The sequence below is a fragment of the Streptomyces sp. NPDC044704 genome (genome assembly GCF_056433525.1).
Map to the genome: position 1 here is coordinate 16,947 of NZ_JBWKGY010000021.1, position 13,546 is coordinate 30,492.

General features: G+C 68.6%; 11 protein-coding genes and 3 pseudogenes. 6 read left to right on the forward strand and 8 right to left on the reverse strand.

The annotated features are described in order from the left end of the window. Positions 1–645: 645 nt before the first annotated feature. Positions 646–1,107, forward strand: a complete 462-nt coding sequence (locus tag AC07B0_RS33620) for a hypothetical protein (RefSeq protein ID WP_469383969.1) — start codon at positions 646–648, stop codon at positions 1,105–1,107. 229 nt (positions 1,108–1,336) lie between these two features. Here the strand turns inward: AC07B0_RS33620 and AC07B0_RS33625 are convergent, their stop codons facing one another. The 4 genes and pseudogenes from AC07B0_RS33625 to AC07B0_RS33640 all read right to left on the reverse strand — a co-directional run. After that, on the reverse strand, positions 1,337–2,161 hold the full coding sequence (locus tag AC07B0_RS33625; RefSeq protein ID WP_478899755.1) for an SMI1/KNR4 family protein: 825 nt from the start codon (positions 2,159–2,161) through the stop codon (positions 1,337–1,339). A 268-nt stretch (positions 2,162–2,429) separates the two neighbouring features. Continuing rightward, positions 2,430–2,855 carry a hypothetical protein gene (locus AC07B0_RS33630; protein ID WP_478899756.1) on the reverse strand — a complete coding sequence of 142 codons (426 nt, stop codon included), beginning with the start codon at positions 2,853–2,855 and terminating at the stop codon, positions 2,430–2,432. Positions 2,856–3,300: 445 nt separating this feature from the next. After that, positions 3,301–3,732, reverse strand: a complete 432-nt coding sequence (locus AC07B0_RS33635) for a DUF8189 domain-containing protein (RefSeq protein ID WP_356882812.1) — start codon at positions 3,730–3,732, stop codon at positions 3,301–3,303. Between the two features lie 707 nt (positions 3,733–4,439). Further along, a pseudogene (locus tag AC07B0_RS33640) lies at positions 4,440–4,606 on the reverse strand (DUF6009 family protein); the annotation flags it as partial. A gap of 146 nt (positions 4,607–4,752) precedes the next feature. On the opposite strand from AC07B0_RS33640, the gene AC07B0_RS33645 reads away from it, so the two are divergent. Beyond that, positions 4,753–5,250 (forward strand): serine hydrolase, encoded by a 498-nt coding sequence (locus AC07B0_RS33645; protein ID WP_478899757.1) that lies wholly within the window; start codon positions 4,753–4,755, stop codon positions 5,248–5,250. Positions 5,251–5,387: 137 nt separating this feature from the next. Here AC07B0_RS33645 and AC07B0_RS33650 read toward each other — a convergent pair whose 3' ends face one another. From AC07B0_RS33650 to AC07B0_RS33660, 3 genes are read right to left on the reverse strand one after another with little or no spacing between them, the layout of a single operon-like run. Beyond that, positions 5,388–6,980, reverse strand: coding sequence for a multidrug effflux MFS transporter (locus AC07B0_RS33650; RefSeq protein ID WP_478899758.1), 1,593 nt, complete (start codon positions 6,978–6,980; stop codon positions 5,388–5,390). Positions 6,981–6,983: 3 nt separating this feature from the next. Beyond that, positions 6,984–7,628 carry an NAD(P)-dependent oxidoreductase gene (locus AC07B0_RS33655; protein ID WP_478899759.1) on the reverse strand — a complete coding sequence of 215 codons (645 nt, stop codon included), beginning with the start codon at positions 7,626–7,628 and terminating at the stop codon, positions 6,984–6,986. 24 nt (positions 7,629–7,652) lie between these two features. Further along, positions 7,653–8,405 carry an MBL fold metallo-hydrolase gene (locus AC07B0_RS33660; RefSeq protein ID WP_478899761.1) on the reverse strand — a complete coding sequence of 251 codons (753 nt, stop codon included), beginning with the start codon at positions 8,403–8,405 and terminating at the stop codon, positions 7,653–7,655. A gap of 81 nt (positions 8,406–8,486) precedes the next feature. Here AC07B0_RS33660 and AC07B0_RS33665 point away from each other — a divergent pair, with 81 nt between their 5' ends. From AC07B0_RS33665 to AC07B0_RS33680, 4 genes and pseudogenes are all read left to right on the forward strand, one after another. After that, positions 8,487–9,116, forward strand: a complete 630-nt coding sequence (locus AC07B0_RS33665; RefSeq protein ID WP_478867100.1) for a winged helix-turn-helix transcriptional regulator — start codon at positions 8,487–8,489, stop codon at positions 9,114–9,116. Positions 9,117–9,951: 835 nt separating this feature from the next. Then, positions 9,952–11,022 (forward strand): annotated as a pseudogene (locus AC07B0_RS33670) (MFS transporter); the annotation flags it as partial. Between the two features lie 171 nt (positions 11,023–11,193). Beyond that, a complete protein-coding gene (locus AC07B0_RS33675) occupies positions 11,194–12,165 on the forward strand; it encodes a quinone oxidoreductase family protein (protein ID WP_478899762.1) in 972 nt (323 codons plus the stop codon). Between the two features lie 357 nt (positions 12,166–12,522). Further along, positions 12,523–12,880 (forward strand): annotated as a pseudogene (locus tag AC07B0_RS33680) (recombinase family protein); the annotation flags it as partial. A 117-nt stretch (positions 12,881–12,997) separates the two neighbouring features. Here AC07B0_RS33680 and AC07B0_RS33685 read toward each other — a convergent pair. Then, complete coding sequence (locus AC07B0_RS33685) at positions 12,998–13,399, reverse strand: hypothetical protein (protein WP_469384020.1); 402 nt, start codon at positions 13,397–13,399, stop codon at positions 12,998–13,000. Between the last annotated feature and the right edge of the window lie 147 nt (positions 13,400–13,546).

Below are 13,546 nucleotides of genomic sequence, written 5' to 3' on the forward strand. Positions count from 1 at the left end.
GGGCTGGACGAACCAGTGCGACGCGATTCCTACCTGCAGCTCACGTTCTCTGGTCCCGTCTGCAGGGTTCCAGTCTTCCTGTTCGGTGACGTGGATGGTCCCGTGATGTGTCCGACCGGCGGCGATCCTGACGCCGGCTGCCAGTACGACGAATACCTCCGCCGCGTCACACCTGCCCCCGCGCCCTGACCGGGGCACCAGCTTCGTCGAGTCGGGCGGTGACCCGGGTGCCTGGGCATCTGTGAGTCGGTGGGCACAGCAAGGGCCGAGTGCTGCCGACGTGCGTCGTACCAAAGCACAACCACGGCCTGAGGCAAGCACAGCGGCGTTCTCAGAACTCGGCAACACCACTTCCCCGAGGAAGAGTGCGTTCGCGCCCCTGAACAACAGGCGTTCCCGAAAGCCGCCTACACAACGAGGATGCGCGTCTGTGGCCCGAGTGCTTCAGATGGCGGGATTGGCCAGGTACAGCGCTCCAGACAGGCGGGATGTGGCCAGAGATGATGCGAGTTCGTGCCCAGGCCCTGTGTCCGGATGGTGTCGGGCCGCTTGACGGTCGTGCGAGGCCACCACCGGGCGATGGAAGGCTTCCGAGGGTGCTTCGGATCGGTCACCATGGAGGTCCGTCGACGATCCGAGGGTGGGATGAGCGAGGGTGGGGACGTTATAGACGGGCAACCGGAGCAGGTCGGACCCGCGCCGTGGCTGGCGCTGGCCTGTCTGGTCGGGTTGCTTCTGGCATACGTCGTGCTGACGAACTTCACCGAAGAGCTGCGGGCGGCTCTGTGGGGCAGGCCCGGGACCGTGACCGAAGCCGACTGCCGGACGTACGACAACAGCGTGGCCAATGCGGGAATGTCGCGGTCCTGCTCGGGCGTCTTCACCCCGGACGGCGGTGGCTCGTCGTTCGACGTCTCCGTGGAGGGCGACATCGATTCGCAACCCGTCCGTGCGTGGCTGGTGGACGGTACGTCCGGTACCGCGTACGTCTCGCCAACGGTGTGGACCGGAGTGCTCCCGGTGGGGCTGTCCCTCCTCCTGACCGGTCTCCCGGCGGCGGTGACGGTGAAGTACGTGCGCCGCGTCCGCGCACAGCGCCCTGGGTAACCACTTCAAGGATCAGACCCAGAGTCGAGTGCGTGATCGACGACGAGCACAAACGGTTGCGGCGCAGGCCCCGCCAAGTGGGGCGCTCAGCCACACATTGGTCCACCGGTCCGGCAGCCCCTCCGAGCTCAGTAACCGAGGTTGAGGTAGTCGATGTCCGTGAGCTCAACCAGGAGGCCGGCGGCACGCCGTTGTCGGGTAGGGGGCCCGTGCTTGTGGTGGCGTCGGGTCAGCCGGCCAGAGGCCGCCAGGCCTCCTCATCGGCCGGGAACAGGCCGCTGCCCCACACCAGCCGGTCGCCGACCAGGCCGGGCTGGTCCCGTGCGGCCAGCGCCGGGTACTCCAGCATGTCGGCGGTCTCCTCCAGATAGGTGACCAGCGTGTCCCGCTCCTCAAGGTGGGTGTCGTTGTGGCGGGACCATCGCCCCAGGAATCCGGATTCCGTGTCCAGGTACAGGCCCGAGGTGCGATCGTCCGGACCGTAGGAGATCACTGGAATCCACGAGGCCTTCCACCAGTCGACCTCTTCGCCGTCAAGGTGCATCACGGGATTCTTCATCCGCTCCCGGTAGAAGACCTCCGCCTCCTCCAAGGGCATGAGGGCCATGTTGTCGGGCAGACAGCCGCACCGGCCCACTCCGTCGTCGCCGGCGATCAGACCCCACAAGGTCCGTAGTTCGGCAGGGATACGTACGCCGAGACGCCCCTCGAAGGCGTCGATGACTCCCTCGTCCACGCCGGCGCGCAGCGCCGCATACGAAGCCGGAGCATGAGTGGCCAGCCAAGCAGCAATCCGCGCCCAGACGTCCGAGACCTCCCGCCCTACGACCGCGGCACGAGCGGTATCGCGGTCTTGGTCCTCGTCTGGGCCCTGGGCCTGGCCCTGGCTCCGGTCGTTGTCGGCCGGCGTCTCGTGCTGAGCCCGGGAGACGTACCGGATCTCGATCCGGTCGGGCTCGTGGACGTAGCCCACGACCAGAGCAGGGCAATCCTCGAATGTGTCCCCGTCGATACTCACGTCGAGGACGCCGGAAAGCGGCGAGGGTTCGCCCATGTCTGGTCCTCGGACAACTGGCCGGCCAGGACCTTGAGTGCGTAGGGGACACCGTCACCGAGCTCCGCGGCGGCCTCGCCTATGAGTAGCGAAATTTCAACGTCCACGCTGCACAAACTCCTCACGCCTCAAGACGCACAACTGCGCCCCTCACGCCGGCCCGCCCGGACGCGCCAGGCGCTGCAACGGCGGTCAGCCGTCTCAGAGAATGATCTTCCATTCTGTCGCGTGATGCTCGGGGAACTGTCCAAATGCTTCCCTGACTGCTTCACAGCGCCAGCTCCAGCTCTGGAGCGTGCAGACCATGACCGCAGAGAGCGGGTTGTTGGGGAAGGGCTGCTGCTGGGTGCCGACCTGGGTGTAGGACCACGATTCGTTGGGCGCGGACCATGAGTTCCGAGAGGGCGTAGGTGCGGGTGGCTGAGGCCGGCTGTGGGGTCGCTTCGTGGCCCTGCCACCATTCGGCGCCTTCGCGCTGGGTGGCTCCGTAGGCGTAGCCGACGGGTTCGTCCTGGTCGTAGGCGACGACGCAGGTGAAGCCGGGGTTGTCGCTCCAGTGGTCGACGAACCAGGGGAAGCGCTGCACGAAGGGGTCGTCTATCTGGTCCGCGTAGACCTCGGCGTGCACGTCGATGAGGGTCTGGCGTATCGCCTTGGCGGTGGTGTGGTCGTGGCGGACGCGTTCGAGCGTCATGCGGGTATCCGGATGTAACCGTGGGAGCAGCGTGGACAGGGGTCGAGTTTTGGGCGGGATGCGCCTGGTGATGCCAGACAACGTCCTGGCGCTCCGCGTGCACGGCGACGCGGGACCGGTCCTTCACCGGCTGTGTGCCGGAGGAGGGCTACGACGAGATCATCGCGTCCATGAACGCCGCACAGCTGATGGAGCCGTCCATGCTCACCTTCGAGTCCTTCAGCAGCGCATCGATCTGTGCGGGGCTGAACCCGTCCGCGGCCGCGGGCCCTCGCGGAGCATGAGTGACATCCCGAGTGGAGACATCCGCCTCGCCGGGCGGTGCCGCGCTGGACGACGGTGGCCGTTCGCCGAACCCGCGAGGGGCCGGGAGGGATACTGACGGTGACCTCCGTCAGCACCGCTTCCACGTCAGGTCAGGGCCGGAACTGTGCACCTACGACGTTCACGGGCACAACTTGCCGTTGGGGTTGTCGATGCAGTTCATATACCAGTTGGTCCATGTGCCGTCGGAATTCCGCATACGGAACCAGGACTTGCCGTCCGCGCCGATCGCAGAAACGGTGATGGGTGAGGTGCTGCGCTCCTGCCTGGGTTCGACGCTGATGCGGCTCTGGACCCATCCGCCCAGGGACACCCAGCCGTTCCAGGAGCCGTTGGGGCGGTGCCAGTTCGTCCACACGGCGTGGTCGGTACCGACGACGAACTCCTGCACCGTCCCGTCGAAGAGGACCGACTGTGAGACGCCGTACTCACAGATGTACGCACCTCCGTTCCCGTGGCATGTCGAGGCCTGGGCCGACGGGGTCGACACCGCAAGTCCGACCACGGCAGTGACCGCGACGAGGGTGGCCTGCAGTTTTTTCGCTTTGAACAAGGGATGCTCCCGAGGAGGGTGGGGGGCTGTCATGTACGGAATCGGGCGGGGGTGCCGCCGGTATTGGTCCCAGTGTCCGGTTCGCCGCTAACGTTCCGCTGACGTTTCTCTGCCGCTCCGCCGACCTGTCGCTGATAGCAGCGCTCAGTAGTCGTCCCCGTCACCAACGTCAGCGCTTAGACGGCGTCCGTGTTGCCGGTGCCGTCAGAACAGTCACGCGACTGTCAGCTGGCGCCCGCCCCAGCTTCCGATGACCCTTCCTCCGGACTTGATGACCACATGGTCGACTTGCCGGAACAGCTCAGGCCGGCCGTGCGAATGCTGAGCACTCCTCCCCGATCATCCAGGGCGTCGCGTGGCCGCCCCTGCCGTACCTCATTGCGCTGGCCCTGGTGGCGATCTCCGGGAGGCTCTCAGCCTCACCAAGGCACGCGACCCGCGGCCTGTTCCTGGACGCGAGCAGCGCCGTGATCGCCCTGGTCTACGCGACCTGGCCGGCTTCGAGCCGTGCGCGCTGGCGCTCGTGTTGGGTCCCTCCAGGGCGGCGGTTGAGGCCGTCTTGGGCGAACGCGTGAGTCGATCCGCAACTCTTCCGGTTCCGTTCAGTCGCTCCAGAAAGTGCCTGGTCAAAGGCCTAGGAACACCAGAAGCGACTGAAGCGACCGAAAGTCCGACACTGGGAATCGGTTTTGTGCCAGTGGGGCGGCTCAGGCTTCGGCGGTCTGTGTCGGCCGCTCGGAGCGCTCGGTCTTTCGGCCCTTGCTGCCTGCCGTCACATGGTCGGGTCGGCGGCTTCGGCGGGGGCTCCTGAGGAATAGAGGCCGTCGGGGACGGTGTCTCGGTCGTGGGGAGGGAGCCAGAAAACACGTCGCCGAACGTACGCCATCCAGACCCTCCTCCTACGCACCGCCGCACAGCACATCTACCGTTGGGTTGCCCCCACCGGCACCGCATGCCCGCCGGAACCCCGGCATGCGCAGTCCCGCCCGCCCCTGAAAGGACCCGCGCCCGTAGATCACCGTGGCGCCCGTCGGCACGGCCAGGGAGTACTCCAACCTCGGATACGCCATTCTCGGGGCGGCCCTGTCCTCGGCGGCCCAGACGTCCTACGAACAACTCGTTCACGACCACGTCCTCACACCTTTGGGCGTCGGCGAGATCACCGCCAGCCCACCAGCAGAGCAGTGCTTACACCCTGCGGGGCTCTTCGGACGCAAACGACCACAATGGACCCTGAACGGAGCCATCCTTCCCGCCGGCGGCCTCTGGGCCACCCCCCGCGCCACCGCCGACCTACTCAGGGGCCTGCTCGTCGACCGGAAGCTCGGGGCTCCCGCACCCACATGGCAGAGCACTGGCCTGGTCACCTGGCACAACGGCGCGACCAGGACGTCATCCACCTTCGCCGGCGCGCTCCCCAACGGCTCCTGGGTCCTGATCCACCGAATCGGCGGAACCTCCGGCGACACCGACCGCATAGGTGTCGAACTGCTCAGACAGCAGCACGATGCCGGATGATCGGGAGCCGCGACGCGAGGTAAAACCGGGCAACCTTCCTGTTGTGCGTGCCCGTACGGGCCTCTTGAAGGGCTCGCATGGTGTGAGCAGTTGAATGCTGAGTCTGCCTGAGGATCACGTCCGGTCCACGCATGTGCTCAGGGACGGGGCTCGTGCTGTTCGGTGAGTTTCCGGGCATGTTCGGAGCGCGCGGAGTGCGGTTCGCCTGGCGTGAGGCACCAGGCTCCGGCCTCCTGGCCGCAGTGGGGGCAGGGCACGTCGTACGCCCGCCATACGGTCCGGACCGTCCCGTGCTTCTTCTGCTGCTCTTGGAGTTCGTCGATGACAGGCTGCAGCCGATCGGCATGTGGTATTTGCCGTACGCGGCCGGCACGTGGCCCGCTGTCGAACACGCAGTGCTGGCCGCGGTCCGCTCCGCACCGGGGGCACGGCCTCGTGGTCCAGTACGCGCGGCCGACCTGCTGGTGCAGCGGCACACGTTCTTGCGGCCTGAACGGCTTGGCCGGCCGGCGCGGGAAGGGCAGGTACCGCAGGCGCGTACTCCACAGGCTGAGCTGAGCCTGCCGGTGCTCGAGGACGCCGAATGTGAGCAGAGCGAGCGCCGGCAGCACGGCGACGAGGATTCCCATCGGCAAGGCGTCGGTGGCGCCACCCGCGCCGGCCAGCGGAGCAAGTGCCCCGCCGATCATGAACTGGCTGAAGCCGAGCAGAGCGGCGGCCGACCCGGCGTGTCCGCCGTGGTCGGCCAGGGCCTGGGCCGTGGCGTTCGGCATGACGAGGCCCACGCTGGAGACCAGGACGAACAGGCCCATCAGGAGCGCGGGCAGGGGTGCCCGTGTCAGCACCGCGGCCAGGACCGTGGTGCCACCGGCTGTCGCGGCCAGCAGACCGGCGAGCAGCAGGACGCGGGCGCCGGCCCGGGCCACCAGCCGGCCGCTGATCTGGGCGGCCGCAATGAGTCCGGCGGCGTTGACGGCGAACACGGCGCTGTACTGCTGCGGTGACAGGCCGTGGATTTCCTGTAGGACGAACGGCGAGCCGGAGATGTAGGCGAACATCGCCGCGAAGACCAGGCCGTTGGCCAGGACGTACCCGGTGAAGGCCCGGTCGCCGAGCAGCTGCCCGACGACGGCCGGCAGCGGCTGGCGTGACGCGGAGGACCGGGTCTCCGGCAGGCCTGCGGCGGAGGCCGCCAGCATCACGGCGCCGAGTACGGCCAGGCCCACGAAGATCCCCGGCCAGGCCGTGACGCGCAGTAGCTGGCCGCCGAGGACCGGCGCGAACACCGGCGCCAGGCCGGTGATCAAGGTCAGTGTGGAGAAGAGACGTGCGGTGCGGGTTCCGGAGGTGCGGTCGCGGACCATGGCGTTGGCGATGACGATGCCGAACGCCCCGCCGATGCCCTGGAGCAGGCGTAGGCCGACGAAGGTCCGGACGTCGGGCGCAACCGCGCAGAGCGCGCTGGCGATCGTGTAGAGGGCGAGGCCCGCCAGCAACGGACGCCGCCGGCCGTAGGTGTCGCTCAGCGGCCCGGCGATCAGCTGCCCGATGGCCAGCCCGGCCAGACAGGCGGTGATGGTGAGTTGGGTGGCCGCGGCGCTGGCGCGCAGGTCGCCGGCGAGGTCCGGCAGTCCGGGCAGGTAGCCGTCGATGGACAGTGGTCCCAGGGCCACGAGCGCTGCGAGCAGGACGATGAATCGGGTTTGCCGGCCGGCGGCGTCGTTGCTCATGGCTCAGTACGCCACGGTGATGCGGCGGCGGATCGCGGTGCCGCTCTCGATCGTGTCGGCCAAGGCGATCGCGTAGTCGGCGTACGAGATGCGGCTGTTGCCGTCGTCGTCGGTGAGCAGGGTGTCCCCGGCGCTGCGGTAGGCCCCGGTCCGCTCGCCCGCTCCGATGACTGCGGCGGGCGACACGTACGTCCAGTCGAGGTCGTGCACGCCGCGGTAGAGGTCGAGCGCTTCGGACTGGGCCTCGGCGTTGGCCTTCCACAGCGCGGGGAAGTCCGGGTCGTCCATGACCCGGGTGCCGGTCGGCGTGCGTAGGCTACCGGCGCCGCCGATGGTGACCAGTCGGGTGACGCCGGCTCGGCGCAGTCCGTCGATCAGCGCACGGGCGGCACCGACGATCGTGGCGCGGTCGTTCTCCTGGCCGATCCGGGGGCCGACGGCCGAGAGTACGGCGTCGTGGGAGGCGGCGAGGCCGGCGACCGCGGCGGGGTCGGTGACGTCACCGGTGGTCACGGTCAGGGCCTTGTGCCCCAGTCCGTCGATGTGGCCGGCTCGGGTGACCGCGGTGACGGTGTGGCCGCGACGCAGTAGTTCCTCGGTGGTGGGCCGGCCGATGTTGCCGCTGGCACCGAACAGGACGATCTTCATGTGTGGCTCCTTGTTTTCTGATGGTCAGAGGACGGGCTGGCCGTCGGCGACGATGGCCGCGGTGATGCCGCGCTCGTCGGCGGCGTGCTGGAAGCGCTGCTCGATGTCGGGTTGTTCGGTGTAGAACGGCGGGTTGTGGAACAGGCCGTAGTGCATGGCGCAGACGGTGCCGGCGCCGAGTGCGACGGCGGCCTCGACGGCCTGCTCGGGGGTCATGGTCGCCGGGACGTTGGCGGCGTAGCCCTCGAAGTGGGCGATGACGCCGTTGACCGGGACGAACGCGACGTCGAACGGGCCGTGGTCGCGGGCGATCTGCCACCAGCTGCCGTGCCACTGGGTGTCGCCGCAGTGGATGACCTTTCGGCCGGCGCCTTCGACGACCCAGGCGACCTGGTCACAGTCGTTGCCGCGCCAGTCCAGCGAGGTCACCGGGGTGACGGTCAGCTCTCCGATGCGCCGTGACTGGCCCAGGTCCTGGGCGACGGGGGTGATGCCCGCCTCGCGCAGCCCGGCCGCGCTGGGGGTGTGGCAGCCGATCGTGCCGGTGGCCGCGATCCGGGCGATCAGGTCGTGGTCGTAGTGGTCGGGGTGCAGGTGGGTGATGAGGGCGTGGGTGCCGGGCGGGGTGTCGACCGGGTCGACCGGCCGGTGCGGCGGCCCCATCACGGGCGCCAGCGGAGCGACGTTCTCGAGCGGGTCGATCAGCAGGCGGGTGTCGCCGAGACGGATCTCGACGCCGGCCCAGGCCAGCCGGCGTACGGAAAGGGTGGGGGTCATGGGCAGCGACGCTAGACCGACGTTGTTGAGAAAGTCAACAAGATAGTTTTGAATCTCAACACCACCATGTAGGGTGGTGGCATGCGCACCTATGGGCAGTACTGCGGCATCGCGAAGTCACTGGACGTCATCGGCGACCGATGGACCCTGCTGATCGTCCGCGAACTGCTCGCCCTGGGTCCTTGTCGGCACACCGACCTGCGCAACGGGCTGCCCGGGATCGCCAGCAACCTGCTGGTCGACCGGCTCCGCGAACTCGAGGAAGCCGGCCTGATCCACCGCGAGGCCGCCCCGCCGCCGGTGGCCACCACCCTGTTCGCCCTCACCGAGCGTGGCCGCACGCTCGAGCCGGTGCTGCGGGAACTGAGCCGGTGGGGCGTGCCGCTGCTGCGTGAGCCGGGCGGCAACGAAACCTTCCGCACCCACTGGCTGGACATGCCCGCCCGGGCACTGACCGACCACCGCCCCGACCAGCCGGCGATCGCCCTGCAACTGCACGCCGACGGCAACGAAGACCTGGTCATCGAAGTCAAGGACGGCTCGGTGCACACACACGCCGGCCGGGTCGACCACCCCACCGCGTCACTGACCGGACCGCCGCACCTGCTGGCCGCGACTCTGCTCGGCGACCTCGATCTGAGCGCCGCAGAACAGCAAGGCCTGCGGCTCAGCGGCGAACGCGAGGCAGTGATGCGCATCCTGCCCCACTGATCGACCGGCCGCTCGCGGGCCTGTCATTTGCTGTGGAGAGCTACGTGTCGCTTCGCCGCAGATTCGGGAGCACAGGGCCGTCACATGCACCATGCACGGCGGATGCACGGCGGCCTTCACCAACACTGAGCGTCACCGCTCCACAGAAGTCGGGCCAGAACCGGTTCTCGCGAACAACGCCGGCCGGGTTCATCCCGCTGGCCGTGATCGGCCGCCGCGGTCGAGGCCAGGGTGGAGCCGGAGACCCTGCTGGAGGGCAAGCCGTCTGGAGCAGTGCGGCGCCCTCGGTCGTCGCGGCCTGGCCCCGACGCTCGGGCCGCAAAGGCTTCTCCGGCGGGGCGCCGGCGTCGCTGCTCGCCGGGACGCCAGGCAGGGCAGAGGCGTTCGTCGCGTTCTGCGGCTGCCGCTCCTGGCCAGTTGCAACGACCTACTGACAAGTTCCTCCACGAGGTCCTGATCAATGGGCGGCAGTGCTGTGTCCGCCCCACAGCAGGGCGGCTTCGACCGGCGGTCTTGCAGAGGGGCTTCCATACCGGCAAGCAGGTACAAAGCCGTGTGGACGTCGATGCTCTGATCATCGTCCTTGTGTGGTCCGACGAGAAGGACCGCGGCGGTGTCCTTGGCTGTGAAACCGACGACGACCCGCAACAGGCCGCGAAGGTGCCTCACGCGCACAAATGCTCGACGATACGGCCCGTAAACGGTACTTGAGGGCCTTGCATCCTTGACTGCGCAGCTCGGGTCGTAAGACGCACGATCCGGCTTGCGTAGAGAGTCGATCTGCCGTTTGGCAGTGGGAGCAACCAGGACCGAAGTGGGCACCGAACCAGCCCAGTTGGCGACATCGGCGTCCTGTTCCGCTTTGGTCAGAGCGGGACTCGGTGCTCCACCGGTGTTCGGGGCGCTCACCGACCGGTGGGCGATGCCGTGGCTGCTGCCGGTCGGCACTCTGCTGGGCGGGGTGGGCATCGCGCTCAGCGGCCTGAGCGGCTCCTACCAGCTCACCCTGTTCTTCGTCGCTGTTGCCGGGATCGGGGTGGCCGCCTACCACCCGGAGTCGGCCCGCGTGGCCCGGCTTGCCGGCGAAGGCAGTCACAGCGCGATGGGCTGGTTCTCCCTGGGCGGCAACATCGGCTTCGCCCTTGCCCCGCTCATGGTGTCGGCCGTGATCGGACACGGCTCCCTGCGCTGGACGCCCGTCCTGGTCCTGCCCGCGCTCGCCGGCGCCGCTCTGTGTGTGCCCGTGCTCCGGATGCTCGCCCGGCCCGAGGCCGGCGCGTCCAGGACGGAGCCACCGCGGGGCGCCGATGACGTGGCCTCGTTCGTGAAGCTGTCCCTGGCGGTCGTCTTCCGCTCCATCGTCTTCACCGGCCTCAGCACCTTCATCTCCCTCTACGCCCAGCAGCGCATGCAGGGCAGCACCACCGCGGGCACGATCGCCCTGTTCCTGCTGTTCCTGGGCGGCGCAGTCGGCTCGGTCCTGGGAGGGTCCCTGGCCAACCGCTACGACCGCGTCCATGTCTCCCGCTGGTCCTACCTGCTCTCCGTCGCCGCCGTGACCGGAGTGATCTACGCACCCGGCTCGGCCATGTTCCTCTTCGTGGCCCTCACCTCCGTCGGCCTGTACGTCCCCTTCTCCCTCCAGGTCACCCTGGGCCAGGATTACCTGCCCTCCCGTATCGGTACTGCCAGCGGCGTCACCCTCGGCCTCACCGTCAGCATCGGCGGCCTCATCAGCCCCCTGCTGGGGCGCCTGGCCGACTCCACCTCCCTGAAGACAGCCCTCACCCCCCTGATCGCCCTGCCTGCCCTGAGCTGGCTCCTCTTCCGCGCCCTGCCCGAACCCACCGCCCCCAAGCCTGAAGCCGACGCACCCGCACCCGCATCCGCATCCGCATCCGCGCGGCAGGACGCCCGGCCGACCGTCGTCCGCGTTTCGCCACCTGGGCAGGCTCGTTCCGTCGGCGGCGCCCTTCTCCCACCTGGGCACGAGACGGCTACGACACCTCACCGCGAGCGGGAATCGGATCGCCACGACCGGAGTTGGTGAGGGAACTTAGCCGTTTCAGGAGGGGTCATGCGAGCGATTCAGGTTTCCGAAGTGGGCGGTCCCGAGGTACTGCGACTGGTCGACATCGACCAACCGATGCCGGGCCCTGGCCAGGCGGTCGTGGAGGTCGCCGCGTCCGGCGTCAACTTCCTCGACGTATACCACCGCCAGGGCCGGTACACCCTCCCGCTACCCTTCACCCCGGGCACTGAGGGCGCGGGCACGGTCCTCGAGGTCGGTCCCGGCGTCACCCACGTCGCTGTGGGAGACCGGGTCGGCTGGGTGGATATTCCCGGCACCTATGCCGAGCAGGCCGTCGTGGACTCCTCCCGGCTCGTTCCCCTGCCCGACGGCGTCGACTTCGAGGCCGCCGCCGCCGTGCTGCTGCAGGGCATGACGGCGCACTACCTCGTCAAGGACGCCTACCCGGTGCAGCCAGGCGACACGGTGCTCGTGCACGCTGCCGCCGGCGGCATGGGGCTCGTACTGACCCAGCTCATCACCCATCTCGGCGGCAGAGTGATCGGCACAACCTCGACACCGGAGAAGGCCGAGCTGGCGCGGCGCGCCGGGGCCGCCGAGGTGATCCTCTACTCCGCAGTGGACGATCTCGCGGCCGAGGTGAAGCGGCTCCATGGCGGCCAGGGTCTGCCTGTCGTCTTCGACGGCGTCGGCAGGGACACCTTCGACGCGAGCCTCGCCAGCCTGCGAACCCGCGGCCACCTGGTGCTCTTCGGCGCCGCGAGTGGTGCAGTGCCGCCCTTCGACCCCATCCGGCTCGCCCACGGCGGTTCGCTGACCCTGATCCGGCCAAGCCTCGGGCACTTCATCGCCGACCGGTCCGAGCTGCTCCGGCGCGCCGCCGACGTGCTTGAACTGGTGCGTACCAAGGCGCTTGAGACCACCGTGACGGCCCGCTACCCGCTCGCCGAGGTCGCCCAAGCGCACCGCGATCTGGAGGCCCGGCGTACCACCGGCAAGCTACTCGTCATCCCCTAGGGCAACCGACGGAACTGACTGACCTGGTCACCGAACCAGCCGATGAGGGAAGCGATCTGGAATGCGGGCACGCCCTCGTTCGCTGCGGTGCGAGCGCAGGCAGAGCCGAGATGCCCGGCCGACCGTCGACCGCGTTTCGTCACCCGGGCAAGCCCATTCCGTCGGTGGCACGACAAGGCCCGCTTGTCCGAGATCAACCCGGACACAATCCGCAGCCTCCCACCGCCCGACCCGCCCGGACAGTCCGCTGTCAAGCACAGTGGACCCGGGCGGCCGGATCAAGCCGGCCCGGCCTGTCGGCAAACGATCGTTTGACGACAGGCCGGGTCCGATCCTCCGTACGGAAGGGGCCCTTCGGTGGCGAACCTGGTCTACAAGCGGGTCTCGACCGACCAGCAGTCCACCGCCCGGCAGAACCTCGTCCTGGCCGAGGCCGGGATCGAGGACCCGGTCGTCTTCGAGGAGGACCCGGGCACCTCCAGCCGCCGCCACCCCTTCCAACGCCCGAAGTTCGGCGAACTGCTCACCTACGCGCGGCCGGGCGACACCGTGCCCATCTCCGAGATGTTCCGCCCTGTGCGCGGCACCGGCCACATCCTCGACGTGCTCGACGTCCTCCACCACGACCAAGTGGCGCTGCGCATCCACGACGGCGCGTTCTCCGCGATGGACCTCACCGCCCGCCACTCCCCGCACCGGCGAGCTGCCATCGACGACATTACCGACGACGACACCACCATCACCGTCCGGCGGGGAGACCCGCCCTCCCCGCTGCCGGATCCCGTCGCGAACCCGGTCAGCCTCCAAGTCCACCAGCACTGAAGCGCGGTACTCACGCCGGGTCTGCTGAGCCTCGTTTGTCCTCGACGTGGACGACGTGAAGCTCGGTGCCGTCCCGGTGGCGCTTGGAACGTCCGAACAGCCCGACAGCGATCTGCGACTGATCCTGAGGCTCATTGAGGCCGACATAGGTGAGAACGTCGTTGTGATGCCCCGTGACGACCCATCCCTCGACGTCCTTGAGGTCGATCACCCCAAAGTCTCCTGCCGAAGATCCGGCATGCGCCGGGCCGAACTTCTTCAGGAGGTCGGTTGCCTGTTCAGCAAGCTCCCCCTCCGGAGCGGTCAGCACGACACAAGTGCCATGCTCGAACAGCACCCACGACTTGCGAGGGTCGGCGAGAAGCCGCTGCCAGACGTCTATGAGTATCTCGGTGTTCACGCCGATCATCATGCCGGAGAGCGCCGACACAGGGTGCCGATCGACCGACGGCTACGGCGAATACGCGACACCTCACCATGCGCCCCTACCAGTCCCGAGGCCGGCCTTCCGTGGGCTGAAATCCGTCCTCCTCGCGCATGCGCACCACGTGCGCCAGCG